Origin of the sequence: Corallococcus llansteffanensis (genome assembly GCF_003612055.1) — a bacterium.
Lineage (GTDB): Bacteria > Myxococcota > Myxococcia > Myxococcales > Myxococcaceae > Corallococcus > Corallococcus llansteffanensis.
Window position 1 is genome coordinate 1 of the sequence record NZ_RAWB01000077.1, and the last position, 23,522, is coordinate 23,522.

Here is a 23,522-nt window from a genome sequence, read left to right on the forward strand (position 1 = left end):
GAGGACGGCGCAGGGGGATGACCGGGGCGGTCTCCTCTTCGGTCGCCGCCTCCTCGGGGGCGAGCTGGAGCAGGAGGGCATCGGTCCGCCCGTCGAGCGGATCCGCGTGCGTGGCGAGGAAGGTCTCACAGGCCTCGCAGGGCGAGGCCAGGTGCTCACGGAACCAGGCGACGGCTTCAGGCTCGCGGTCCGCGAGGTCGCGCATCACGGCGGCATCCAGGTGTCTCATCGCTATTCCCACCGTCCGGCCAGCACCCGCTGGAGGAGCTCCCGCTTGATGCGCCCACGAAACCGCTCCAACCGCATGGTGATCGTGCTCTTGCCCACCCCGAGCTGCTCGGCGATCTCCCGCGCCGACAGCTGCCCCTCGATGTAGAAAAGCTGCACGGTCTTCTTCTCCTCGCCTTCGGGCAGCTCGGCGATGAGCTGCCGCACCACCGCGATGTCCCGCTCCACCTGGAGCGCCGAAGGCAGGGGCGGCACCGTTTCCGGCTCCGGATCCGCCAGGTCCTCTTCCATCCGCTGCAGGGCGTTGCGGCGCTCCAGCCGCGTGCGCGCGCGGTTGCGCGCGATGGTCAGCAGCCACGGGGTGAAGGCGCCGGCCTCCTTCAGCCGGGGAAGCCCCCGGAAGGCCCGGACGTAGGACTCCTGGAGCACGTCCTCCACCTCATCGGCATCCAATGTGCCGAAACCCGCGACCAGTCGCGCCACCAGGGGCCGGGTGCGCTTGTACAGCTCGCTGAAGGCAGACGACTCCCCCTGCGTCGCACGCCGAACCTGGTCCGTGACTGCGTCCGTTTCACCCACCTGCCCAGAAGACCTCTCCGTGAGCGAATCGGCCACACGGCTGGATTCTTCCTCGCGCGGCGGCCCGGGTGGGTGGATTCACCACCCGGGCGGCAGGCCAGGGGGCGCCTTCAGCTCTTGAGCTTCGCCTTGAGCGTGATGTTCACGCCGGCGAGGGCCTTGGAGACCGGGCAGCCCTTCTTGGTCTCCTCGGCGATCTGCTGGAACCGGGCGTCATCCGTGCCGGGGACGGCGACCTCGGTGGTGAGCGCGATGGTGGTGATGGCGAAGCCCTCGCCCTGCTTGTCCAGCTGCACGTCCGCGCTCGTCTGGATGCTCGTGGGCTTGAGGCCCGCCTTCTCCAGCCCCAGCGAGAGGGCCATGGAGAAGCACCCGGCGAGCGCCGCGCCGATGAGCTCCTCGGGATTGCTGCCCTGCTGCCCCTCGAAGCGGGTGCCGAGCGAGAAGGGGACCTCGGAGGCATGGGCGGGCTTCATCGACCCCTTGCCGTCCTTCAGGCCTCCGGTCCACTGCGCACTGCCCTTGCTGATGCCCATGGTGTTCGTCTCCTGGTTCAGGACACGGCGGGATGCCGTGTCTGCCTTCTGCCGCGCCAGAAGCGCGGACGCACTGCTCACGGTTGGTGCTTCGCGGACACCTTCCACAGCGTGTTGCTGGCGTCGTCCGCGACCAGCAGCGCGCCGTCGGGGAGCAGCGTGATGCCCACGGGCCGGCCGTACACCTGGGCCTGGGCCGCGTCCGCGATGAACCCGGTGAGAAAGTCCTCCGGCGGCCCCGAGGGCCGGCCGTTCGTGAACGGGACGAAGACGACCTTGTAGCCGGACAGCTCCGAGCGGTTCCACGAGCCGTGCTGCCCGATGAACGCGCCGCCCTGGTACCTCTTCGGGAACGCCTGCGCGTCGTAGAACGCCAGGCCCAGCGACGCGGTGTGCGCGCCCAGGGCGACATCCGGCACGCGCGTCTGCTTCACCAGGTCCGGGCGCTGGCCCGCGAGGCGCGGATCCTCGTTCGCGCCGAAGTACGCGAAGGGCCAGCCGTAGAAGGCGCCGTCCTCCACGTGCGTGAGGTAGTCCGGCACCAGGTCCTCGCCCAGGTCGTCGCGCTCGTTCACCACCGCCCAGAGCACGCGCGTGCCCGGCGCCCAGCCCATGCCCACCGGGTTGCGCAGGCCGCTGGCGAAGACGCGCTCGCCGGTGCCGTCCGGGTTGATCTCCAGGATGTTGGCGCGGCGCTCCTCTTCCTTCAGGCCGTGCTCGGCCACGTTGCTGGCCGAGCCCACCGACACGTAGAGCTTCGTGCCGTCCGCGTTGGCCAGCAGGTTGCGCGTCCAGTGGTTGTTGTAGCCGCCCGCCGGCAGGTCCAGCACCTTCTGGCCCTGGGGCAGGAGCACCGTCTCACCGGCCGTGTACGGGTAGCGCCAGACGCCGTCGGTGTGGGCCACGTAGAGCTGGTCGCCCAGGAGCAGCATGCCCAGCGGCTGCTTCAGTCCCTCCAGGAACACCTCGCGCACCTCGGGCGTGCCATCCCGGTCCGCGTCGCGCAGCAGGGTGATGCGGTTGGCGCTGTTGCCCAGGTTCTGCGAGCGCACCTTGCCGGACTCGATGGCCTCCTGCTTGTCCTGCTCGTTCTTGAACTCGGAGCTGGCCTCCGCCACCAACACGTCTCCGTTGGGCAGCACGTACGTCCAGCGCGGGTTGCGCAGGTCGCTCGCGAAGCGTGTCACCTCGAAGCCCTCCGGGGCCTGGGGCCGCCTGCCCTCGGGCCACCCGACGACCGAGCTGTAGCGCTGGACCTTGAAGCTGGGGTCGGGCGCGGGGAGCGTCGTGGAGGCCTCCGACGGCGACGGTGGGGGCGAGCGGTGCGCGCAGTCCGCCAGGAGCAGCGCGGCCGAGACGCAGAGCGAGAGTCGGGGGAGCACGGTCATGATCACTTCTCTACGAACTCCCTTCCCTTCAAGGCGATGAGAGGCTGCCGGACCGCGCGCCCGGGTGTTGAGTTGTGGGAAGCGCGGCGGGCGGCTGCTCAGCGCAGGACAGGGCCCCCGCTCAGGCCGTGAAGACGGCCCGCACGCAGCCGTCCTCCTTCTTCCTGGCTCAGCGCGAGGCGGGCATGGCTGGCGCGGCTGACGTGCGCACGTGTTCGGGCCGGACGCCCAGGCCGATGAGGCGCGCGGGGATGCGGCGCAGCGCGGGGACGTGCCGCATGAGCCACAGGGGCAGGGGCAGGCCGGTGCGGTTCGAGGGGGCTCGCAGCGCGGGGCGCAGCACGCGGTCCTGGATGAGGACCTGGGCCCGCTGGGTGAAGCGCGTGGGCCACTCCCGGCGCTGCTGGACCTGTCGCAGGTGGTCTGGTGTGACGCGTCCTTCGAGCAGCGGCGCCGCGAGCAGGTTCGCGGCGGCCACGGCGTCCTGCACCGCGAGGTTGATGCCCACGCCGGCCACGGGTGACATCGCATGGGCCGCGTCTCCGATGCAGAGCAGCCCGGGTTGGTACCAGGTGCGCAGCCGGTCCACGCGCACGGTGAGCAGCTTCACGTCGTCCCAGGTGGAGAGCTCGGCGGCCCGGTCCGCGAGGAACGGCGCCAGCCGCGCGAAGTCGTCCCGGAAGGAGGCGAGGCCGCGCTGTCGAAGGGGCTCGAAGGCCCCCTTGGCGATGACCCGGCCGCACTGCCACTGGTCGCCCCGGTTGATGAGGATGAAGATCTGCCCGCCTTCGAAGCGGCCCATGGGCTCCTCGGGGTCCCCGGGTTTGCGCGTCACGCGGAACCAGAGCACGTCCATGGGGGCGCCCAGCTCCTCTACTTCCAGGCCGGAGCGCTGGCGCACCGTGGACGTGCGGCCGTCCGCCGCCACCACCAGCGACGCGCGCACCTCCAGCGTGCCGTCGGGCGTGCGGGCCCGGAGGCCGACAGCCTGGCCCTGGTCACGCAGCACGTCGGTGACCTCCGCGCATCGGCGCAGGTGGAAGCCGGGGTACGCGGAGGCCTTGCGCGCGAGGAAGTCGAGCAGGTCCCACTGCGGCATGAACGCGATGTAGCGGGCGTGCGTGGGCAGGTGCGTGAAGTCGCCGATGACGACGTCGTGGGAGCCGCTCTGGAACCGCAGCGTCGGGGCCTTCTGGTGGGGCAGGGCGAGCAGCTCCTCCATCCACCCCAGCTCATGCATCAGCTCCAGCGTGGAGGGGTGGAGGGTGTCGCCGCGGAAGTCGCGCAGGAAGTCCGCGTGCTTCTCCAGCACCGTCACGTCCACCCCGGCCCGCGCGAGCAGCAGGCCCAGCATCATCCCCGCCGGGCCTCCTCCCGCGATGCAGCACTGCGTGGTGAGTGTCTCGTCGGCCATGGTGTCCCCCAGCCCGGAGGGGACCGGGCGCGGGCATCCTAGACGGGCCCTCACGCGTCTCGCAGGGTGATGGCGGAGACCGGCGAAATCAGCCCGGGCAGGGCATGAAATGGCACGATGGCCTCATCCCCGTGGGCGACATCCTCGCGGCGGAACTGTGCGGACCCAGACGGCAGGAATTTGGAGCGGGACGATGCTCGCCGGAGTCGTGGGGGTGTTCATCGAGAATATTGGGAAAGGAACCTGGCGATGACGCCTGAATCCATCGTCGAGGATTTCGCCCATCACGTCGCGGCCCAGACGGATGCGATTTTTCGGGGAGACGCCAAGACAGGCAACAAACATGCGAAGAAGTACATGGCGGCCCTGAAGAAGCTTCGAGGCTTCGGTGATGCCGGCCGTGAAGCGCTCAGCCTCTTGTTCACGCACTCCAGGATGGACGTTCGGGTCGCGTCGGCAGCGGAGCTTCTCCGCTACCGAACGGATGAGGCAAAAGCAGTGCTGGAGCAGGCGGCACGAGGGGAGGGACTGACGGCATTCGAGGCGTCAGAGGTGCTGAAACAGTGGGACGCCGGCGTTTGGAATCTGGATCAGGCGTAGACGCACCGTGCGTTGTGCGACGGTCTCGTCTTGCAGGGACCCGGGGGACTCCGGCGAAACATCGCACCCATACCGGGTCACGGGTTCAGACTCGACCACGTTGGCAGAGAGGGCAGCCGAGCGAGCGTGTCACCGGAATGCATCGACGATGTAGGCCGCAGCTACGGATCCGTCGAGAATGGCCATTCCGGGCTTTGACTCGGGCAGTTTACGCATCTGGTCCCGGCTGAGCCGGGCCACCGCGCAGATGGGAACCTTGTCACTGTCCGGAGGGTGGGCCTCGTACCAGCGGATGACAACTTGTGGCCCGCTTGTCCAGACCTGCCCGTACAAACGGGTCGTCGCCTCAAGCGTGCCGAGGTCGTCCTTGAGAATGCTCTCGATGGGTCCGTCGTAAAGCGTGATGCGCCTCGCGTCGATCTGGTTCGCATCGAGCTCCGCCAGCGAGGCATCCCCAACACGCAGCTTCAGATACCGCATGACTTCGAGCGCCTTCGCCGGGCATTCCTGCGGACCTGGAGTGCCGTCCGGGCGCAGTGCCACAGCTCCTGTCGTGGTGCAGCCGGAAGACGTGCCAAGTAGGACGATGGAGCTGAGCAGCAGCGCTTGGGTCGTGGGCATGAACGGCACTTCTACTGCCGAATCAGCGTGTGATCCATCGCAACGGCCACCTGGAGGAGACCGCCCCCACGGAAGATCTGGAGGGCCAGATCGGTGAGCTGTCCGTCCTCCGTCTCGAAGGCGCTCTTGTCCACAACGACCGCGATCTTTCCCGACTGACCGGGAACGATCACAGGGCGATCCATGCGAAGCGCGAAGGGTCGCGCCGCGTAGCTGGTGAAGTCGCGGGTCAGGTAGGCACCATCGAACTTCCAGGACTCGTCGTAGTAGGTGTTCATCAAATGAATCACGACCGCCGCCTTGCTGGGGCCCGAGAAGACTTCGACGACCATGTCCATGTCCTCGTTCTTCGAGCGCCAGAACTTCGCACGCCGAAACGGCGTCTTTTTCGCCTGCCCATTGGCGAGAAGCGTGGCGTAGGCGTGATCGACCGAGTTCTCTTCCTTCTTGAACCGCTCGTTCTCCTCGCGCAATTCACGCTCGCGGTTGAGGGAGTCATGGAGGGACGAGAGGACCGCGTTGTAGCTGTCATGGTCCTTGAATACGTTGACCTGATAGTCGATCCATCCCCAGTCCTTGCGGCTCTTGGGCTTCACAAGGAAGGTGAACTTCGTTCCATCAACGAGCGTCACGAGCAGGGGCAGCGCTTCGCCATCGTCAAGGTCACGCAGCGGCTCTAGAACCACCTTCTTGCCGCCTATGAGAGGGGACTCGAAACGCCCCTCCCAGGCGAGGAACCTCGTCTTCGCAGGATCGACCTCGTTTTCGAAGTGAAGCGCCGTCACCACCTGTCCGGAAACGTAGACGGACGGTGCCTCCTGGCCCGGATGGTCTGGCACTTTGAGGGTCCGAATCGTGAGCTTTTCTTCCATGTCCCTGGCCAGCGCCGGGGAAGCCATCAGGACGAGAAGCAGACCACACCTGAATCGTCGGAGAGTGCGCATGGTGGGGCCAACGTAACAGGATGGGTGTCGGGCATCCAATCCTGGTGCGCCTCGCCAGCTGGCCGGGGGGCATCCACGCAGGGATGTGTGGACAGCAGCGGCGTGCTTTCTGCTCCGATACCGGCACGCTGAGGCGAAGGCCGTTTTGGAGGAAGCCGCGAAGGGGGAAGGGCTCATCCCCTTTGAAGCCCAGGAGGCATTGAAGCGCTGGGACGAGGGGGTGTGGAGTCTCGATCCCGCATGACACAGGCGTGCGCGGGATGCGTGTCGGACGGCGGGCCCCTGGCACTCCGGGGCCCGCCTCCCGTGCTTCAAGGCATCACGGCAACGCGCCACCGTTGATCCAGCTCGAGATGCTGGTCAGGTTCGCCCCCGGCAGCGTCCCACCGCCCAGCGGCATCTGACTGCCTGACCCGTTCGCCGGCGCCGCCAGGTGCGTGTTGTTGAGCTTGTGCCACACGTAGCTGTTGTTCACGCTGAACGGCTCGATGCGATCCAACGTGCTCTGCGTGGCATTCCCGTTGAAGAGCTGCCCGTGGGACACGCCAGCGGCCAGGCTGAGGCCCGCCGGAGGCGCGCCGCCCGTGTGACAGGCGGTGCAGTTGGTATTCCAGATGGGCTGGATGATGGACGAGTAGGTCGTCACGGGCGTGGTGCCACCGCTCACGTACGTCCCGCACAGCTGCCCGTTCCACCCGGAGCCGGCGCCATAGGTGTCCCCGAAGATCTGGAGCAGCCCGGGCTGGTGCGGCCCCACGCTGTCCCAGAACAGGTCATGCGTCTTCTTCGAGTGGGGCATGACGTGCTGCACGCACACCCGCGCCTCGATGCTGCCCATCCGGCTGCTGAACTGCGTGGACGCGTTGAACGCCAGGTCCGGATCCAGCTGCGAGATGTGGCACGTGCGGCAGCTGCGCCCCACCAGGTCCTTGTAGGTCTGCGCCCTCAAGGGCTCCGCCGGCACGTTGTTCCAGAGCGGCACCACGTAGGCCTCGTTCTGGATCAACGCGCCGCCCGTGTACCAGCCGTTGATGAGCTCCGTGGTGGCCGTGCCCGGGAGGGTGGGCACCACGTAGTTGAAGTTGAGCGACTTCATCTCGTCCTGCATGTCCGCCTTGGTGAAGCCCGCCACCGTGGAGAACTCGTACGACTGCAGGTCGAACGGGAGGAACCTCGAACCGAGCTTCACCGACTCGCGGTCCGGGAACGCCGGGAAGCCGGGCGCCGGGACGTCACCGTCCGGATACACGCCGTTGTGACACACCATGCAGAGCTGGGGGATGGGCCGCGTGCCCAGGTTGTCCAGGTTGGCCTTGCCCACGCGCGTGCCCGCCGCGTCGTAGACGTAGAACTTCACCACCCGCTGGGGGTCGTCGAACTCGTCGGGGTTGCCGACCTGCGACTCGACGGGTGAGAACTCCATGGCCACCGTGGCCACCGGCGTGCCCGCCAGGCGCGCCTCCTCGACGTCCGCGGAATCCGCCGTGTCGATGGTGCCGTAGTTGGAGACGTAGCAGGCCACCTCGTCCTGGCCGAAGAAGTCCAGGCGCTTGGTGCAATGCATGTCGCGCCCGAAGCCCAGGTCCACGTGGTTGGCGTACACGGCGCGGACTTCACCCACGGGGAAGCCGTTGTACGTCTTGAACTGGGCCAGGGTGAGCCGCTTGGTGCGCGGGTCCGCCTGGTCGTAGTAGTTCTGCGACGCCTGCTCGAGGCTGTTCTTGAGCAGCAGGTCCGCCGGGTCCGACACGTCCAGCTCGTCCAGGTCGATGGCCGCGAACGAGTCCAGGCCGTGCAGGAAGTCGATGGTGGGCGGCGGGATGACGCGGTCCTCGAACACCACCTCCGTGGAGCAGGCCGCGTAGGGGAAGACCGGCGCGTTGGGCGTGGTGGGGTTCTGCGCCCCGCCGGTGTTGACCACGAACGTGCCGATGGGGACGGTGCCCGTCTGGCGGATGGGCACCAGGACGATGTTGGTGTTGGTGGGCAGGTTGTAGAGGGCGTGGATCTTCGCCGCCGCGTTGTCGATGACGACGGTGCGGTAGACGGGCGCCGCGCCGGCCGGCATCGGGATGGCGATCTCCAGCGAATACTGCGCGTCCGCCAGCGCGGTGCTGTCGATGCGCACGCACGCCTGGTTGCTCTTCAGCAGGTCCATGTTGAAGGTGGAGAAGTGCGGCGCCTGCGCCACGTACGCGGTGCCCGCGGCGTTGAGCGTGGCCTTCAGCTCCTCGTTCCAGACGCCCGCCGTCTCGTCGAAGTAGAGGAAGGGGATGGTGGACGGCAGCGCCGCGCCCGTCGCCAGCTGCGTGGGGTCCACCGCCACCGTCACCGTGGCCGTGACACCGGGCTTGAGGTTGTACTTCGTGTTGCCGCTGGTGATGGACACCGTGCCGGCGCCGTAGCTCTGCGCCACCAGCGTCTGCCCGCTGAGCGCGCGGGTGGTGAAGTCACCCGGCATCTGCGCGGACTTCAGGTCGATGGTGGTGAGGGCAATCTCGACGTTGCCCGTGGGCGCGCGGCCCAGCGAGTCCACCAGGCCGTTGGCGGGGATCTGCACGCGGATGCCCGGGCCACAAACGGGCCGGGGACGCTCCGGGGACGGCAGCGGCAGGGAGACCTGTTCCAGCGGCGGGGGGATGACGTTGCCCTGGCCGTCCTGCCACTGTGGGGTGCGTGCGGCGGCGTACTTGCCCGTCCAGTCGAGCTGCTCGCTGGGCCGTCCCGGACACTCCGAGCTGCTCCGCTGGTGCGTGAGGTCGATGGCCAGGGTGGGGTTGACCACCGTCACGGTGGCGCGCTGCATCTTCCACCGGCCGCCGGTGATGCCGCGGTCGTAGATCTGCGACACCGGGCCATAGCCCGTCTTGCGCAGGTTGAAGACATAGCGGTCCGCGTCCCGCGCGAAGACCCGGAAGAAGCCGGAGGCGTTGGTCGTCGTGGTGTTGGTGCCAGCGCTGGTGATGATCTCCACCTGCACGGCGGACAGCGCGGTGCCGGCCAGGTCGGTGACGAAGCCGGAGTAGAGGACGAAGGCCCCGTCGGTGCGCAGCGACAGCGATTGCTCGTCGTAGCCGCCGTTGCCGTCGTACACCAGCACGCGCGCGGTGTAGAGGCCGCGCACGGCGGGCAGCGTCCACTGCACCTGCGTGCCGGAGGTGGCGCTGAGCGTGCCCGCGCCGGGGTCCAGGCTCCACAGGTACTGGAGGGGATGACCGTCCCGGTCGCTCGCGCTCGCGGCGAGCTTCACCACGGCACCCGGCGCCACGGACTTCGTCCAGCGGCCGCCCGCATCGGTGGCGACCAGGGGCTTCACCCTCGGCGGGAAGTTGCCGAAGCGCAGGTCCACCTGATGCCAGGGAATGCCAGCCAGGTTGGCGTCGGGGAGGATGGGCTGGGTGACCGTGGCCTGCTCGAACCGGGCGCGCAGCGTGACGGACGCCGCCTCCGCCACCTGCGGCAGGAGGTACTCACCGAAGTTGTTGATCTGCGTCTGGTACACGATGCCGCCAGCGCTGTTCAGCAACTCCAGGCGGGCCACCGCGTTGACGCTGTCGAGGGGCGACAGCTTGCGCGGCTTGGAGCCATCCGCCAGCGACACCTTGCCCCAGACGCTGGCCGTGGTCGCCGTGGTGGCGATGGGGATGAGCACCGTGCCCACGTTCTTCACCCGGGCGGTGACGTTGAAGGCGTTCTTCGTGTCACAGCCGGAGACGAAGCCCGGCGCGCTCCAACACACCTCGAAGCGGTTCTGCGCGTTGGCGGCCAGGGTGAAGCGCCCGCTCAGGTCCGTCTCGCGGGGCTGGGTGGTGGCGCCGGTGACGAGGTCGTGGAGGTAGACCTTCACGCCCGGCAGGTACACGTCGTGGCGGGGCATCCGCTGATCATCCCCCACCCGGGCCGCGATGTAGCCGCGCACCAGCGGCGACAGCGGCGTGACGGCCTGGGATTGCTGGGCCGGGGAGGTGGGTTTCGTCGGTGCCGCGTCCTGCTCGCCATTGCAGCCGCCCAGCCACAGGGCCATCAGCAGGGATGCCCCTGCCACGGTTCTCTTGTTGGGTTTCACGTGTGCCACCTTCCAGTGGTGATGCACCGCCAGGCGGGCGCCCCAGGTCCATCCCATGCCGCACCCCCCCGGCGACTCAGGCGCAAGTGGTCACCAACGCCTGCGCGACACCATGCAACGAATGGGTGCAATGGTAAACGTCAACAGGAAAAAACATGATAACGTGACAGTCGAGTCAGGTTGGCATGTCTCTGATTCCTTTCGCGCAAGGAATGATGGCGTGCGGATGGAATCAGGAGGGCGTGCGCGCTGCGTCCAGGTCTGTCTCGACCCTTTTTCGCGCGGTGCATCACCGTTCTAGGCTCCTTCCATCTCGGGCCCGCGCACGGTTCCCTGTCATCAGACGTCCCGTGCCCCCCACCGACCGGACGCGCTCCCGAGACAAAGGATCCGCACATGAAGAAGCTGGTCACCGTTGCGACGCTGCTCACCGCTGGCGCGAGCCAGGCCGCGGGCTTCGCCAACAACACCCACACCGCTCGTGCCACAGGAATGACCAGCGCCATGACGGCGCATGTCCATGACGCTTCGTCCGTCGCGTTCAACCCCGCGGGCCTGGCGGGCCTTGATTCGTTCGAGCTGCTCGTGGGCGGTGCCGCCGTCGTCCCGGTGGCGAACCTCACGCCCCAGGGCTCCACCACCGCGGAGGCCACGAAGTTCGGTGTGTCGCCGCCTCCGCACCTGTTCGTAGCCTACCCCTTCATGAAGGGCTTCACGGCGGGCGTGGGCATCTACTCGCCCTACGGCGCCGCGCTGGAGTGGCCGGATACCTTCACCGGCCGGTTCGTCGCGACGTACTCGCAGATGGCCACGTTCAACCTCAACCCCACGCTGGCCTACGCGCCCACGGACTGGCTGCGCGTCGGCGCGGGGGTGGATGTCCTCTACGGCATGCTGAAGATCCGCCAGAGCATCCCCCTCTCCCCCGAGGCCGAGGCGGGCGCCACCATCACCGGAACTGACGTCGCCCTGGGCTTCAATGCCGGCGTGCAGGCGGACCTCGTGAAGGACCGGCTCTCCGCGGGCCTGACGTACCGCAGCGCCACCACGCTGGGCTTCAAGGGCGACGCGGAGTTCACCGACGTCCCCGAGCCCCTGCAGGCCGCCTTCGCGAAGCAGGGCGTCACGGTGAGCATGCCCATGCCCCAGTCCGTCGGGCTGGGCCTGTCCTACACGCCGACGCCGCGGCTCATGCTCGCCGTCGATGCGACGTGGTGGAACTGGTCGCGGCTGCAGAAGCTGGACCTCGAATTCGAGAACGCGGCCTTCAGCACCAGCCAGCCGAAGAACTGGCACAACCGCTGGCAGTTCAGCCTGGGGGCGGAGTACGCCGTCTCGCCTGCCCTGACGGTGCGCGCGGGCGCCGGCTATGACCCGACGCCGGTCCCCGACGAGACGCTGACGCCGGAGCTGCCGGACTCGAACCGCGTCCAGGGCGCGCTGGGCCTGACCTACGGCATCGGCCGGCTCTCGCTGTCCGGTGGCTACCAGCTCCTGCTGTTCACGGAGAAGCGGAGCACCGCGCCCTCCGCGCCTGGCACGTACACGGGCTCGCTGCACGTGCTGTCGTTCACGCTGGGCTACAAGGTCTGAGCGCCTGAAGCCGTGCGGTTCGTGGCCCCGGCACCGAGGAGCCGGGGCCACGCCTGCTGCGCGACGGCGCAGGGCGCGCTAAAGTGGGGCTCCTCTGCGGTCGAACTCCAGGAGAAATACCGTGCCCAAGGGTCAAGAGAAGGCGAAGAAGGACAACAAGCCGAAGCTGTCGACGAAGGAGAAGCAGGAGAAGAAGAAGAAGAAGGAAGAGAAGAAGAAGTAGCTCAGGGCCCGCAGTCTGGCGCGGCTGGACTCCAGGTGAAGCCGGAGTCCAGCGTCCAGAAGTTCCGCGCCCGCCGGGGCGGTGACTAGCGCTCCAGGAGGTCCAGCAGGACGGCGAAGTGCACGCCCGCCGCGGCGACGACCATCAGGTGGAAGATCTCGTGGAAGCCGAAGAAGGTGGGCATCGGATCAGGCCACCGGCGCGCGTACACCACGGCCCCCACGGCGTAGAGGACGCCTCCGAAGACGAGCCAGGCCACCCGGCCCAGGCCAATGACGTCCGGCAGCCGCAGCATCACCGGGGCCGCCACGAGCCCCAGCGCGACGTAGAGCGCGGAGCGAAGCCCCCGGGACGTGGAGACGCCAAGCAGCGTCAGCGTCGCGCCCGTGAGCGCCGCGCCCCACATCACCCAGAGCAATTGCCGCCCCCATCCGCCCGTCGTGTCCAACGTGGCCATGGGCGTGAAGCTCCCTGCGATGAGCATGTAGATGGACGCGTGGTCCAGCCGCTGGAGGCGCTTGTAGGCCGCCGGGCCCCAGGTCAGCCCGTTGTAGATGCCGCTCACGCCGAACATCAGGATCATGCTGCCGCAGAACACCAGATTGGCCGCGTACTGCACGTCCTGGACGGGGGCCTGGGCCAGGCGCACGCACGCGGCCAGGGCCGCCACGAACGCGAGCATGTGCGAGACGCCTCGAAGCCTGGGCTTCACCTCTTCATCCATGGCCTGCTCGTACCCCGGTCAGGTCATGGCTCCGTCAGCGAACCCGCCGCAGGGCCACGTTCGTCTGCGACAGTGACTACGCGGCCTGGGGCTTCTGGTCGTCCAGCGTGCCGGACCTGAGCGCCTGGCGGGCGACGCCCGACATGCTCTCCGCCAGCGTCTGGACGGAGCGGGTGACGGTCTGCGTCTCCTCGACGACCCTCAGCGTGTTGCGCATCTGGCCGGACAGCTCCTGGATGGCCTGGGCGATCTGGTGGGTGCCCGTGTCCTGCTGGGCCACGGCCTCGGTGATCTGCCGCACGCTGCCGCTGGTGTCGCCGATGATGCCCGCGAGCTTCTGCAGCTGCGAGCCGGAGGTGCGCACTGCGTTCAGGCTGATCTGGACCCGCGCCTCGCCCTGCTCGCTCATCTTCGCGGCCTCGCGCATGCTCGCGCTCACGCCGTCGAGCACGTCGCGGATGCGCTGGGTGGCCCGGATGGACTGGTCCGCCAGGCTGCGCATCTCCCGCGCCACCACGCCAAAGCCCTTGCCGCTGTCGCCGTTGCGCACCGCTTCGATGGCGGCGTTGATGGCCAGCATGTTGGACTGGTCCGCCAGCGTCTTCACGTCGTTCACGATGCCGGTCACCTCGCGCGTGCGCTCGTCGAGCGCGAGGATGCGCGCGGCCATCTCGGACACCTCGGTGCGGATGGCCGCGAGGTCCGTGAGCGTGCGCTCGATGGCTTCTCCGCCTTCACGCCCCACCTGTTCGGCGCGCTCCGCGGAGGCCGCGAGCAGGCGGGCCTTGTCGGCCGTCACGTGGGAGCCCTGACGAATTTCCTGCACGGTCTGCTCCAGCTCCTGGAGCGCTGACGCCTGGCGGCTGATGCCCAGGGTCTGCTCCTCGCTGGTGGTGCGAAGCTGCTGCACGACGGCGGCGAGCTCCCCGGCGCCACTGCCCATGCTCTCCGCCAGGTTGCGCACCTCCTTGCGCCGCGCATCCAATTGCTGGGCGTGCTCCGCCAGCGAGCGCACGACCAGCGACGAGCGGCGCGCGACGATGCCCACGAGCGACAGCGTGAGCGCGAGGAAGCCCCAGTGGACCAGGCTGGGGGTCGCGTCCATGAGGCCGAGCGCGGGGAGCGTGGTGAGGACGAGGGTGAAGGAGAGCAGACCGAGCCCGACGAAGAAGATGCGGGCATCCGGGTCGCCCCGCCAGGCCAGCCAGGCCGCCACGCCCACGCACACCAGCAGCCCGGGGAGCGAGTAGAGGATGAAGGCGGGCAGCAGACTCCAGGCGGCTCCCAGGTCCACGACCGCCAGCACGGCCTGGATGACGGCCGGAACGGTGACCACCGCCGCGCCCCGGCGGAACCAGCGCAGCGTTCCCTCGGGGGTGGTATCGGAGATGAACCACGCCAGACTGGGCAGGACGCAGTACGAGCCCAGCAGCGTGATGATGCTCCCGGCGGCCTCCGCGCCCCAGAGCGCATTGGTCAGGCAGCTCGAACCGATGTTCAGCATGCCCGCGCCCGCGGAGAAGACGGTCAGCCCGACGAGCAGCCGCTGCTGGCGGCGCAGGATGGCGGCCCCCAGGGACACCGCGCCAATGGCGAGCAGCAACATCCCCATGACGAAGGGCGCCAGGCCCATGCGCGTCACCGACGCGAGCAGCACATGGTGCGAGCCCACCCGCGCGTCGCGCGTGACGCCGATGTTGGGGCCGTGGGCCTGGATGCGCAGGAACACGTGCCGGCCCAACACCGAGGGCGGCAGGGGCACCAGGTGCCAGGCCATGTTCACCAGCCCCTCCTGACCGGTGGGGTCCAGCGTCCCGCTGCCATGGATGCGCCGGCCGTCGGCGTACGCCTCGAAGACGTTGGCGACGTTGCCGAGGAAGAGGACGGGTTCGGCCCACGAGCCCGCGGGCACGGGGATCTTCAGCCAGAGCAGCGTGTTGGTACCGCGGCCCGGCGGCACCTGGAGCGCGGCCACCTCCTGCCAGCCCTCCGTGCCTTCCGCCTCCTTCGCCCACGTGGGCACCCCGTCGGCTCCCACCGGCGAGTCGCCCCAGCGGAAGCGCCAGCCGTCGAGCGCGGGCACCGTCGCCGGATCCACCTGCGCGTGCGCGGCGGGCGCGAGCACCAGGACGAGGAGCAGCGCGGAGCCCAGGGCCGCGATTCGCGAGACGCGGGCCTTCGGGGACTTGATGCTGCGGAGGGCCCTGCGGGAGAGGTCGGGAACGAAGAGGCGGCGGAGACCCATGTGAAACCCATGTTCGGGTGTATCGGGGTCACCTGTAAAATGGGTCCTCGATGCCTCGCCGCTCTGCCTCCTGGCACGCTCCAGGGTCGGGGCTGAAGACAGTCAAAGATAACAAGTAAAACATGTAACCGACTGCAGGCTCATCCTGTGACACCCTCCGGAAGACTGACTCCCTGGGTTGGGTTCCCAGGGAGGGCGTCTGGGGTGGCCCTGTCCGCCTGCCCGCCGGTGATGACGAAGGTCGGATCCGCTCGGATCCGCTCCGAGCGGACACAGCATCCGCTCAGGGTGCGACGTCGCTCTCGTACCGGTCCGTCACCCGGTACTCCTGTCGGTAGGTCTTGCCCTCGCGCTTGAACTCCTCGACGACCCCGTGGCCGTCCCCGGAGAGGGTGAGGCGATACCCCGTGTCACCCTCGGGCGTGCTGGCGTTGTCCCGCATGCCATAGATGCCGGCGGGGAGCTTGAAGGTCTGGCGGGGGGCGCGATCCGGGCAGCAGGCCGTCAGGAAGGCCGACGCGAGGCCGCTCGTCAGCAGGCCCGCGAGGACGATGCCGAGCTGCTTCATGGCTGCCTCTGGAGGCGCAGCTGCCGGTAGAGCTCACCGGTACCGCTGATCGGCTTCGCCTCGAAGAGCGTGGCCTGCAGGGCCTCTCCGGTCGTCCCGTCCTCGGGGCGCAAGGCTCGCGCGCCGTAGATGGCCCCCGCCGGGCCCACGCCATCCTCCGGAATGAGGGAGACGCCATCCGCAGTGGCGGAGACGAGCTGGAGCCGGAAGCCCTCGGCCTCGTCGTCCAGGGGATCACAGACACCGCCCTGGAGCTTCGCGCCCGCGAACAACGGCCAGCCGAGCGCGAGCCCCGCGCTGAAGAGCGCCGCGCTGAAGAGTCTCGAACGTTGCAAGGAGTTGATGGACATGGAGCGGGAGCCTCGCCCAATCCGCTTCCGATCCGCCAGGGGGGCTCACGGAGTAGCCTTGCACCGCGCCGGGCGCGTCATCCCATGCGCCGACTTCAGGAGCGTCCCTTGAGTCTCTCGTACCTCCGTCAGAGCACATCGCACCGGGGTTGCACGCTGAGCTGGTACGTGGAGGGAGACGGTCCTCCGGTGGTGATGATCCAGGGGGTGGGCGTTGGCGCGACGGGGTGGCGTCCCCAGGTGGAGGGGTTGGCGTCCCACTTCCGCTGCCTCTGCCTCGACAACCGGGGGTTCGGGGCCAGCCAGCCGCCAGGCGAGGCGCTGACGGTGGAGCTGATGGCCGACGACGTGCTCGCGTTGATGGACGCGCAGGGCTGGTCGAGCGCGCACGTGATGGGCCACTCGCTGGGAGGACTGGTGGCGCTGACGCTCGCGCACCGGGCGCGGGAGCGGGTGCGAAGCCTTGCGTTGCTGTGCACGTTCGCGTCGGGCGCGGTGCCCACCCGGCTCACGCCGCGCATGCTCGCGCTGGGACTTCGGACCCAGCTGGGCACGCGGCGCATGCGGCGCCATGCCTTCCTGCGGATGGTGCTGGCGCCCGACGAGCTGGCCCACGCGGACCGGGACGCGCTGGCGGAGCAGCTCGCGGAGCTGTTCGACCATGACCTCGCGGATCAGCCCCCCGTGGCGATGAAACAATTCGGGGCCATGCGTCGCGCGGACGCGACCCCGTACCTTCGGGAGTTCGCGGGCCTGCCGACCCTGGTCGTGAGCGCCACGCACGATCCCATCGCGCCTCCGTCGGCCGGTCAGGCGCTGGCGGCCGGAATCCCGGGCGCTCGCTACGTGGAGCTTCCCAATGCCTCTCACGGCGTCACGTTGCGCTTCGCGGAGCAGGTCAACGCACTCCTGCGCGAGCATCTCGAAGGCGCGGAGGCCTCACATCGGGAGGCACCCGCTGCGCGGGCGGGCGAGCGGTAGCACGCGAGGCCTGCCCCTGGCTTCCTCCGGTGCGTCGTCTCAGTGCGGGGCCTCGGGAGGCTCCTCGGTGTGCTGCGGGGGAGGAAGGGTCTGCTCCACCTTCTTGCGCATGAGCCGCCGGGTGGCGGTCTCCTCTTCCTCGGTCCGCTGACGCCGGCGCACCAAACCTTGGGTCTCGTCCACGAACCAGAAGACGACCCGGAAGAAGGCCGCGATGACGGTGATCAACAGGGAGGACAGGAACCAGCGCAGCACGGCGCCCACCCAGCCGCCCACCGTCACTTCGATGGAGTAGGTCCCCGTGAGCGGGACGAGCACGAACGCGAAGTAGTGCGAAGCGCAGTACGGGCAGGACACCAGATAGCCCATCCAGGTGTCCTTGCCGCCCAGCCGCTCGCGCAGCCCGGCGAAGACGCGCTCCCGGGTGAGGGTCTGGGCCATGCCCATCACCACGGCCGACACGGCGAAGAGCTGGAACAGGTTCACCTTCACGCGTCGTCTCCACGTCCGGGCTGACAGTGCACCACCGGAAAGTGGGGACGGATAAGGCAGATGCCTTTCGATCCCAGGGACAATGGGAGGCCAGCGCATGGCTGGCGGCATGCCCTGCGTCCAGAGGGGTGCGCCTGGTGAGCGGCCGGATCAGGGAGGGCAGGGCCGGTCGAAGTACAGGACCAGCCTGGCATTGGAGGGCGTACCCTGCGCTCCGTTGAGGCCTCACGATCTCGGCATGGGCTCACGCGGCCCGGCGGAACGCAGCCCGACGCCGACATGAACCGCGGCTCTCCGCGCAGTCCTGCGGGATGGGTGTCTTTCCGCCCTTCGAAGGGTGAAGATGCTTTGATAGGTGGATGATTCGCGCGGATGTCGTGGTGGTGTGCCTGGCCCTCCTCGCTGTGGGCTGCGCTGGAGTACAGACGCCTGACGGACGTGGCGGTTCGCGAACGTTCCGGCAGCGCGCGGCCTCCTCGTCGGACGCTTCAAGCGACAGGCGACACAGCGGTCGGGCGCAAGGCGTGCGTTCCGAGGAGCTGGACCTCTTGAAGGAAGACACCTTCGAGGAGTTGCTCGTGCGTGCCGGACTGGAGGAAGGGGACGCATTGCCCGTTCGCCGCAATCCCTTCACGCCCGAGGACGCGAGCGAGGTGCTGGAGCGACTGATGGAAAAGCCGGTAACGCTGGGCACCTTCCCACCTCGCATGGCAGCGGGCTTCCTGCTGCGAGAAGTGCTGGAGCGCGGCGAGGTCTCCCGCGAAGAGCTGATTCGTCGGGTGGCGCGTTTCGCTCATGAGCAGGTGGCGGTGCTGCGGCCGGACGGCTACCTCGCGTGGGCGCTCGATGGGACCACACAGCAGAAGGTGGCCCCCGTGGAGTGGAAGAATGGGGCGTTCCGCGCATCCCACTTCGAACTGGGCCGGTTCTACAGCGGACGGAGTGGTGTCTTCCGCCACGCGGATGCGCAACTGCGGTCCGTGGATGGACCACCACTGGCCGAGGTGTACGACGACGCGGACGTCGTCAACCGTTCCCTGGACGGCGCGGAGGATGCCTTCGGAGAGCTGTACCACGCGCTGGGGCAGCTCCTTTCCCGCCCCACGGACACCCTGGTGGGACTGCGCAACCTGCCAGCGGGACTGGTCGCCCTCATCGCTTCGTCGCCCGAATACTGGGAGCGCTTCCAGTACATGACGCGCGGCGAGCAGATCCGCGAGGCGGCCCGGTTGACGACAAACGTCATCGCACTCTGGGGCACGGCTTCGGCGACGACTCGGACGTTGACGCGCGCGATGGCGGGAGCGTCAGCGACGGTGCCAGCCCTGACGGTCTCCGCCGAAGGCGTGCTGGGCGTGGAGTGCGTCGCGGTGCCGGTGGGGCGCGCGGCGGCGGTATTGAGCGGTGGACCCGGGGCGGCCATCATCCTCCAGCGGGTCGAGGATGAGGTGAGTCCGGGCGGCGAGGGTGGGGACGGCTCGCTGGAGGCTTCGACCTCGCTCGGGCCGAAGGCCTATTCGTCCTACAAGTCCTTCAGACGAGCGATGGGGCCGGCGGGGGAGGGCAAGGAGTGGCACCACGTCGTGGAGCAGACGGACGGGAATGTGGCGCGCTTCGGACCGAAGGCGATCCACAACACCGAGAACGTCATTCCGCTCGACAAGGACCTCCATGCGCGTATCAGCGCGGCATACTCGTCGAAGAACCTCCAGACCACCGGTTCTTATCAACTCACTGTGCGCCAGTGGCTGAGTGCACAGCCCTATGCCGCTCAGCGCGAGTTCGGTCTGCGGGCAATCGAAAATGCGAGGAATGGGATCTTGTGATGAAGATGGAGAAGCTTGTTGAAGAGTTCGCTCAGCACGTGGCTGCTCAGACGGATGCGATATGGCGGGGGGACGCCAAGACTGGCAACAAGCACGCGGAACGGTATATCGCTGCGCTCAAGAAGCTACGTGCCAATGGGAACGCCGGGCGTGATGCTCTCGCGACGCTCCTGCATCATCCAAGAATGGATGTCCGGACGTCGGCTGCCGCGTTCCTCCTTCGCTACAAGACAGAGGAGGCCAAGGCGGTGCTCGAAGAGGCGGCGAAGGGAAAGGGGCTCATCCCCTTCGGGGCCCAGGAAGCCCTGAAACGCTGGGAGGAGGGAACCTGGGCCCTGGATCCAGAGTGAAGAGGGAGCTGGCCGCCGCGCCCATCCTCAGCGCTGTTCGAGGAGGCCCGGGTGCAGCCGGGTGATCAACTCCTGCTGTTTCACCGAGAGCTTTCCTCCGAAGCGCGACACGTAGGACTCCACCAGGGGCCTTGCGTCGGTGAGGAAGGGCAGGTCGCTGGGCACCATGTGCCGGATGACCAGCATGGGCACGGGACTTTTCAGCGGCCGGAAGTCCGGGTTCCACAGGCCGGGGTTCGTGGGGGGCAGGCCGTGGAACTGGCCCACCATCAGGCCCTCCGCGACGAAGGTGGGCTTGAGCCGGTCCTGGGGCGCGTCGATGAGGCGCCCGTAGTCCTCCGGGCGCAGGTCCGGGAAGAGGATGAGGATGGACTTGTACTGGGCATCCCGCCCCTCCCGGGGCTCCAGCGTCAGGAACCACTCGCGGTACCGGAGCACCGCCGCCTCGATGTCCGCGGGCGTCAGGTCCGCGCCCCGGCGGACGGTGGGGAAGAACAACGACGTGTCCAGCGAGCGGGGGACGAAGGGGCACACCAGCCCCGGCCGCCCCAACTCCGGGTGCGGCGCGGAGAGGTAGGTCCGCGCCCAGTGCACGGCCTGACGGGCCACGTGCAAGTCAGTGCCGGGCGCCGCGTCGTCGGGGCCGGTGAGGTCGGACAGGTCGAACAGCCAGGAAGCAGGGTCTTCAGGATGCACGCGCATGGAGAAAGTCCTCGAAGCGGGGCGACGCCTAGGCGGCCTTCGACAACTGGAGGTCGGCCTGCTGTTGCAACGCGTCCTTGTCCAGGATGACGGGATCCGGAATGGCGTCCGGGAGCGCGTCCTCCACCCGGCGCAGGGGCGCGTAGAGGAAGCCCAGGACGGTGAGCACCAGGGACAGCACGCCCGTCAGCACCACCAGCAGCGCGATGCCTCGCCCCGGACCCTCGCCCAGCACCGGCGCGAGCCGCGTGGCCACGCCTGTGTCCGCGAGCAGCGGCGTGAAGACGCGGTCCACCAGCCGCCCCGCGAGCAGCGCGCCCAGCGGCATCAGCGACCGCGCCAGCATCTGGTTCGCCGCCAGCACCCGGCCCTGCAACTCCAGCCCGACCTTCACCTGCACCAATGACAGCCAGTGCGCGTTGATGAAGGCCGTGCACACGCCGATGCCCAGCATGCCCGCCATGGGGAAGCCGAGCGCGGGGCGCAGGCCCATGCCCACCGCGGAGACGCCGAACAGCGCGATGAAGCCAATCATGCCGTCCATGCGCCGCCGCGTGCCGCCCCAGAGGCTCATCGCCAGGCTGCCCAGGAGCATGCCGACGCCGTTCATCGCCATCACGGAGCCCAGCTCCGCCGCCGTGGAGAACGACAGCACCAGCGGCGTCACCAGCACGTTGGCGACGCTCGCCAGGCAGTTGCCCAGCGCGAAGAACACGGCCAGCGCCAGCAGGCCCTTGCGCTTCTGGAGGTAGCGCCAGCCCTGCGTCACTTCCTGGAGGAAGGGCTCCTCCTGCTTGCGGAACAGCGCGGAGGGGAAGCGCACCACGAGCAGCGTCGCCAGCGCGATGCCGAACGTCACCACGTCCAACAGCAGGATGCGGTGCAGTCCCAGCGCCAGCATCAGCGCCCCGCCCAGCATCTGCGACAGCATCACGCCCGTCGCGCCGCCCAACTGCGCGAGCCCGTTCGCGTGGCCGATGTAGCGCTTGGGCGCGAGCTGGGCCACGGCCGCCGTGTACGCCGGCTGCCGGAAGGCCCCCGTCATCGCGCTCACCACGGACAGCACGTACAGGTGCCCCATCTGGAGCGAACCCGACCACGACAACACGGCGGCGATCGCGGCCACGCCCATGGTCAGCGCGTCGCAGGCGATCATGATCTTCCGCCGGTCCCACCGGTCCGCGAGCGCGCCCGCGATGGGCAGCACCAGGATGCCCGGCAACAGGCCCAACGTGGACATCAACGCGAAGCCAGACACCGCGCCGGTCTGCTGGTACGCCCAGACGCCCAGCGCGAAGGTGGACAGGCCGGTGCCAATCATCGACACGAGCTGTCCCACCGTCACGGTGAGGAACGTGCTCAGGCTGGGCGCGACCGTGCTCCCGGGCGTCGCGGCCTTCGGGACGGCGGCCCGCTCCGTGACCGCGGGCGCTTCACCGGAGGCGCCCTGCTTCCAGCGCAGCGCCTGCCGGTGGCCCAGGGCGGACAGCTCCTTCGCCTGGTGCTTCTGGAAGAAGTGGCCGGCGTGGGGGATGACCTCCAGCGAGATGGACTGGCTGAAGCGGCCCCACTCGAGGAACTCCTCCCGGTAGAACTCCGTCGCGCGGTCGCGCTCGCCCACCACGCAGACCAGCGGCGTGCGCAGCGGCGGGCCTGTCTCACCCCGGTAGGCCCGGGTGTAGAAGCCCTCCGCCTCGCGGCCGTCATGGCGCATGTTGCGCGCCAGGAACTCCAGCTCCACCGGGTCCTCGTTGCCGGAGGCGCCGCCCGTCACCAGCAGGCCGTCCACGATGGAGCGGGTGGACACCAGCCCGTCCGTGGGCAGCACCTTGCTGATGATGTCGAACAGCGCGCCCGGCAGCCGGGGCATCGGGAACGAGCCGCCCACCATGATGCCCAGGAGCGGCGCGCCCTTGTCCTCCAGGTGCCGCGCCACCGCCACGGCCATCGCCGCGCCCAGGCAGTGGCCGTAGAGCAGGATGGGGCCCTTCACGCGCTGCAGGGCCTCCTCCGCCACGAGGCGCGCGACGACGTCGAACTTCTGGAGCGCGTCGTCGCGGCGGGCGTAGTCGTGCCCGGGCAGCTCCACCGCGTAGAGCGCGTCTCCCGCGGGCATCTGCTCCGCGAGGTTGAGGTAGGAGATGGCGCTGCCACCGCCGAAGGGCACGCACACCCAGGTGACGCCGTCCGCCTTCGCGTCCGCCCGGGTCAGCCGGTGCAGCAGGCCCTGCTTCTCCGTGCTGCCGCGCGACAGGTGCTCCGCGAGCTTGCGCACGGTGGGGAAGCGGAACAGGTCCATCACGCTCACGTCGCGGCCGATGCCGCGCACCGCGCGCACCGCCTTGAAGGACTCGCCGCCCAGCTCGAAGAAGTTCTCGTCGATGCCGACCTCCGTCACGCCGAGCACGCTCGCCCACACGGCCGCGATGCTCGCCTCCAACTCGTTGCGCGGGGCCACGCGGGGCTCGGAGGACGTCGTGCGCTCGGCGCTCGGCGCGGGCAGGGCGAAGCGGTCCAGCTTGCCGTTGGGGTTGAGCGGCAGCGTGGGGATGACCACGAAGGCGCCCGGCACCATGTAGTCCGGCAGCGCGGCCCTCAAGCCCGCGCGCACCTCCGCGATGACCGCGTCCGGCGTGGCGGCTCCCCCTTCCGCGAGCACCAGGTACGCGACGAGCCGCTTGTCGCCCGGCGTGTCCTCGCGCAGCAGCACCACCGCGTCGCGCACCCCGGCGTGGGTCTGCACCAGCGCTTCAATCTCGCCGGTCTCGATGCGGTAGCCGCGGATCTTCACCTGGTGGTCGATGCGGCCCAGGAACGTCACCGTGCCGTCCGCCCCGACTCGGGCCAGGTCGCCCGTGCGATACAGGCGGCATCCCGGCGTGTCGCCGAAGGGGTCCGGGATGAAGCGCTCGGCGGTGAGGGCCGGGCGCCCGAGGTAGCCCCGGGTGACGCCCGCTCCGCCGACGTGCAGCTCGCCCGCGACGCCAATGGGGACGGGCTGGCCTCGCGCGTCCAGCACGTACACGCGCGTGTTGCCCAGCGGCCGGCCCAGGGGCAGGGAGGGCCCCCGGTGCTGGGGGAGGGCCTTGGGC

General features: G+C 69.0%; 19 protein-coding genes and 1 pseudogene. 5 read left to right on the forward strand and 15 right to left on the reverse strand.

Translation table 11 applies throughout. From position 1 onward, the window contains the following. The 5 genes and pseudogenes from D7V93_RS09895 to D7V93_RS09915 all read right to left on the reverse strand — a co-directional run. Positions 1 to 229, reverse strand: a pseudogene (locus tag D7V93_RS09895) (hypothetical protein); the annotation flags it as partial. A gap of 2 nt (positions 230 to 231) precedes the next feature. After that, positions 232 to 807: an RNA polymerase sigma factor gene (locus tag D7V93_RS09900; protein WP_120643173.1), complete on the reverse strand. Its 576-nt coding sequence runs from the start codon at positions 805 to 807 to the stop codon at positions 232 to 234. Positions 808 to 917: 110 nt separating this feature from the next. Then, the gene (locus D7V93_RS09905; protein ID WP_120643174.1) at positions 918 to 1,343 is read right to left on the reverse strand and encodes an OsmC family protein; all 426 of its coding nucleotides are present in this window, start codon (positions 1,341 to 1,343) and stop codon (positions 918 to 920) included. Between the two features lie 77 nt (positions 1,344 to 1,420). After that, on the reverse strand, positions 1,421 to 2,731 hold the full coding sequence (locus D7V93_RS09910) for a PQQ-dependent sugar dehydrogenase (protein WP_120643175.1): 1,311 nt from the start codon (positions 2,729 to 2,731) through the stop codon (positions 1,421 to 1,423). A 169-nt stretch (positions 2,732 to 2,900) separates the two neighbouring features. Continuing rightward, positions 2,901 to 4,145, reverse strand: coding sequence for an FAD-dependent oxidoreductase (locus D7V93_RS09915; protein WP_120643158.1), 1,245 nt, complete (start codon positions 4,143 to 4,145; stop codon positions 2,901 to 2,903). Between the two features lie 249 nt (positions 4,146 to 4,394). Here D7V93_RS09915 and D7V93_RS09920 point away from each other — a divergent pair, with 249 nt between their 5' ends. Then, entirely contained in the window at positions 4,395 to 4,745 is a 351-nt protein-coding gene (locus tag D7V93_RS09920; protein WP_120643159.1) for a DUF2019 domain-containing protein, read from the forward strand. A gap of 129 nt (positions 4,746 to 4,874) precedes the next feature. Here D7V93_RS09920 and D7V93_RS09925 read toward each other — a convergent pair whose 3' ends face one another. The 3 genes from D7V93_RS09925 to D7V93_RS09935 all read right to left on the reverse strand — a co-directional run bounded on the left by D7V93_RS09925 (position 4,875) and on the right by D7V93_RS09935 (position 10,355). Next, a complete protein-coding gene (locus tag D7V93_RS09925) occupies positions 4,875 to 5,366 on the reverse strand; it encodes a serine/threonine protein kinase (protein WP_120643160.1) in 492 nt (163 codons plus the stop codon). A gap of 11 nt (positions 5,367 to 5,377) precedes the next feature. Beyond that, the gene (locus D7V93_RS09930) at positions 5,378 to 6,310 is read right to left on the reverse strand and encodes a DUF2381 family protein (protein ID WP_279636881.1); all 933 of its coding nucleotides are present in this window, start codon (positions 6,308 to 6,310) and stop codon (positions 5,378 to 5,380) included. A gap of 319 nt (positions 6,311 to 6,629) precedes the next feature. Then, on the reverse strand, positions 6,630 to 10,355 hold the full coding sequence (locus tag D7V93_RS09935; protein ID WP_147451114.1) for a hypothetical protein: 3,726 nt from the start codon (positions 10,353 to 10,355) through the stop codon (positions 6,630 to 6,632). A 417-nt stretch (positions 10,356 to 10,772) separates the two neighbouring features. Here D7V93_RS09935 and D7V93_RS09940 point away from each other — a divergent pair, with 417 nt between their 5' ends. Then, complete coding sequence (locus D7V93_RS09940) at positions 10,773 to 11,969, forward strand: OmpP1/FadL family transporter (protein WP_120643163.1); 1,197 nt, start codon at positions 10,773 to 10,775, stop codon at positions 11,967 to 11,969. A gap of 308 nt (positions 11,970 to 12,277) precedes the next feature. Here D7V93_RS09940 and trhA read toward each other — a convergent pair whose 3' ends face one another. The 4 genes from trhA to D7V93_RS09960 form a co-directional block, all read right to left on the reverse strand. Beyond that, positions 12,278 to 12,916, reverse strand: a complete 639-nt coding sequence (gene trhA / locus D7V93_RS09945; protein WP_120643164.1) for a PAQR family membrane homeostasis protein TrhA — start codon at positions 12,914 to 12,916, stop codon at positions 12,278 to 12,280. Positions 12,917 to 12,992: 76 nt separating this feature from the next. Next, positions 12,993 to 15,161, reverse strand: a complete 2,169-nt coding sequence (locus D7V93_RS09950; protein WP_120643165.1) for a methyl-accepting chemotaxis protein — start codon at positions 15,159 to 15,161, stop codon at positions 12,993 to 12,995. Positions 15,162 to 15,444: 283 nt separating this feature from the next. Next, a complete protein-coding gene (locus D7V93_RS09955) occupies positions 15,445 to 15,729 on the reverse strand; it encodes a hypothetical protein (RefSeq protein ID WP_120643166.1) in 285 nt (94 codons plus the stop codon). Further along, complete coding sequence (locus tag D7V93_RS09960; protein WP_120643167.1) at positions 15,726 to 16,079, reverse strand: hypothetical protein; 354 nt, start codon at positions 16,077 to 16,079, stop codon at positions 15,726 to 15,728. The genes D7V93_RS09955 and D7V93_RS09960 overlap by 4 nt, the downstream gene beginning before the upstream one ends. 108 nt (positions 16,080 to 16,187) lie before the next feature. On the opposite strand from D7V93_RS09960, the gene D7V93_RS09965 reads away from it, so the two are divergent. Beyond that, positions 16,188 to 17,060, forward strand: a complete 873-nt coding sequence (locus D7V93_RS09965) for an alpha/beta fold hydrolase (protein WP_120643168.1) — start codon at positions 16,188 to 16,190, stop codon at positions 17,058 to 17,060. Positions 17,061 to 17,099: 39 nt separating this feature from the next. On the opposite strand, the gene D7V93_RS09970 is transcribed toward D7V93_RS09965, so the two are convergent. After that, positions 17,100 to 17,552 carry a hypothetical protein gene (locus D7V93_RS09970; protein ID WP_244237211.1) on the reverse strand — a complete coding sequence of 151 codons (453 nt, stop codon included), beginning with the start codon at positions 17,550 to 17,552 and terminating at the stop codon, positions 17,100 to 17,102. 524 nt (positions 17,553 to 18,076) lie between these two features. On the opposite strand from D7V93_RS09970, the gene D7V93_RS09975 reads away from it, so the two are divergent. Continuing rightward, entirely contained in the window at positions 18,077 to 19,378 is a 1,302-nt protein-coding gene (locus D7V93_RS09975) for a hypothetical protein (protein WP_120643169.1), read from the forward strand. Beyond that, positions 19,378 to 19,728: a DUF2019 domain-containing protein gene (locus D7V93_RS09980; RefSeq protein ID WP_120643170.1), complete on the forward strand. Its 351-nt coding sequence runs from the start codon at positions 19,378 to 19,380 to the stop codon at positions 19,726 to 19,728. The genes D7V93_RS09975 and D7V93_RS09980 overlap by 1 nt, the downstream gene beginning before the upstream one ends. Positions 19,729 to 19,755: 27 nt before the next feature. On the opposite strand, the gene D7V93_RS09985 is transcribed toward D7V93_RS09980, so the two are convergent. After that, on the reverse strand, positions 19,756 to 20,430 hold the full coding sequence (locus tag D7V93_RS09985) for a DUF6875 domain-containing protein (protein ID WP_120643171.1): 675 nt from the start codon (positions 20,428 to 20,430) through the stop codon (positions 19,756 to 19,758). A gap of 28 nt (positions 20,431 to 20,458) precedes the next feature. After that, positions 20,459 to 23,522, reverse strand: a 3,064-nt coding sequence (locus D7V93_RS09990; RefSeq protein WP_120643172.1) for an MFS transporter, incomplete at its 5' end; no start/stop codon positions are given.

Excerpts from the sequence above, each read along its gene's own strand:
- D7V93_RS09915 (WP_120643158.1), bottom strand. The coding sequence starts at position 4,145 with ATGGCCGACGAGACACTCACCACGCAGTGCTGCATCGCGGGAGGAGGC.
- D7V93_RS09940 (WP_120643163.1), top strand. The coding sequence starts at position 10,773 with ATGAAGAAGCTGGTCACCGTTGCGACGCTGCTCACCGCTGGCGCGAGC.
- D7V93_RS09930 (WP_279636881.1), bottom strand. The coding sequence starts at position 6,310 with ATGCGCACTCTCCGACGATTCAGGTGTGGTCTGCTTCTCGTCCTGATG.
- D7V93_RS09960 (WP_120643167.1), bottom strand. The coding sequence starts at position 16,079 with ATGTCCATCAACTCCTTGCAACGTTCGAGACTCTTCAGCGCGGCGCTC.
- D7V93_RS09955 (WP_120643166.1), bottom strand. The coding sequence starts at position 15,729 with ATGAAGCAGCTCGGCATCGTCCTCGCGGGCCTGCTGACGAGCGGCCTC.
- D7V93_RS09980 (WP_120643170.1), top strand. The coding sequence starts at position 19,378 with ATGAAGATGGAGAAGCTTGTTGAAGAGTTCGCTCAGCACGTGGCTGCT.
- D7V93_RS09925 (WP_120643160.1), bottom strand. The coding sequence starts at position 5,366 with ATGCCCACGACCCAAGCGCTGCTGCTCAGCTCCATCGTCCTACTTGGC.
- D7V93_RS09920 (WP_120643159.1), top strand. The coding sequence starts at position 4,395 with ATGACGCCTGAATCCATCGTCGAGGATTTCGCCCATCACGTCGCGGCC.
- D7V93_RS09905 (WP_120643174.1), bottom strand. The coding sequence starts at position 1,343 with ATGGGCATCAGCAAGGGCAGTGCGCAGTGGACCGGAGGCCTGAAGGAC.
- D7V93_RS09950 (WP_120643165.1), bottom strand. The coding sequence starts at position 15,161 with ATGGGTCTCCGCCGCCTCTTCGTTCCCGACCTCTCCCGCAGGGCCCTC.
- D7V93_RS09985 (WP_120643171.1), bottom strand. The coding sequence starts at position 20,430 with ATGCGCGTGCATCCTGAAGACCCTGCTTCCTGGCTGTTCGACCTGTCC.
- D7V93_RS09910 (WP_120643175.1), bottom strand. The coding sequence starts at position 2,731 with ATGACCGTGCTCCCCCGACTCTCGCTCTGCGTCTCGGCCGCGCTGCTC.
- trhA (WP_120643164.1), bottom strand. The coding sequence starts at position 12,916 with ATGGATGAAGAGGTGAAGCCCAGGCTTCGAGGCGTCTCGCACATGCTC.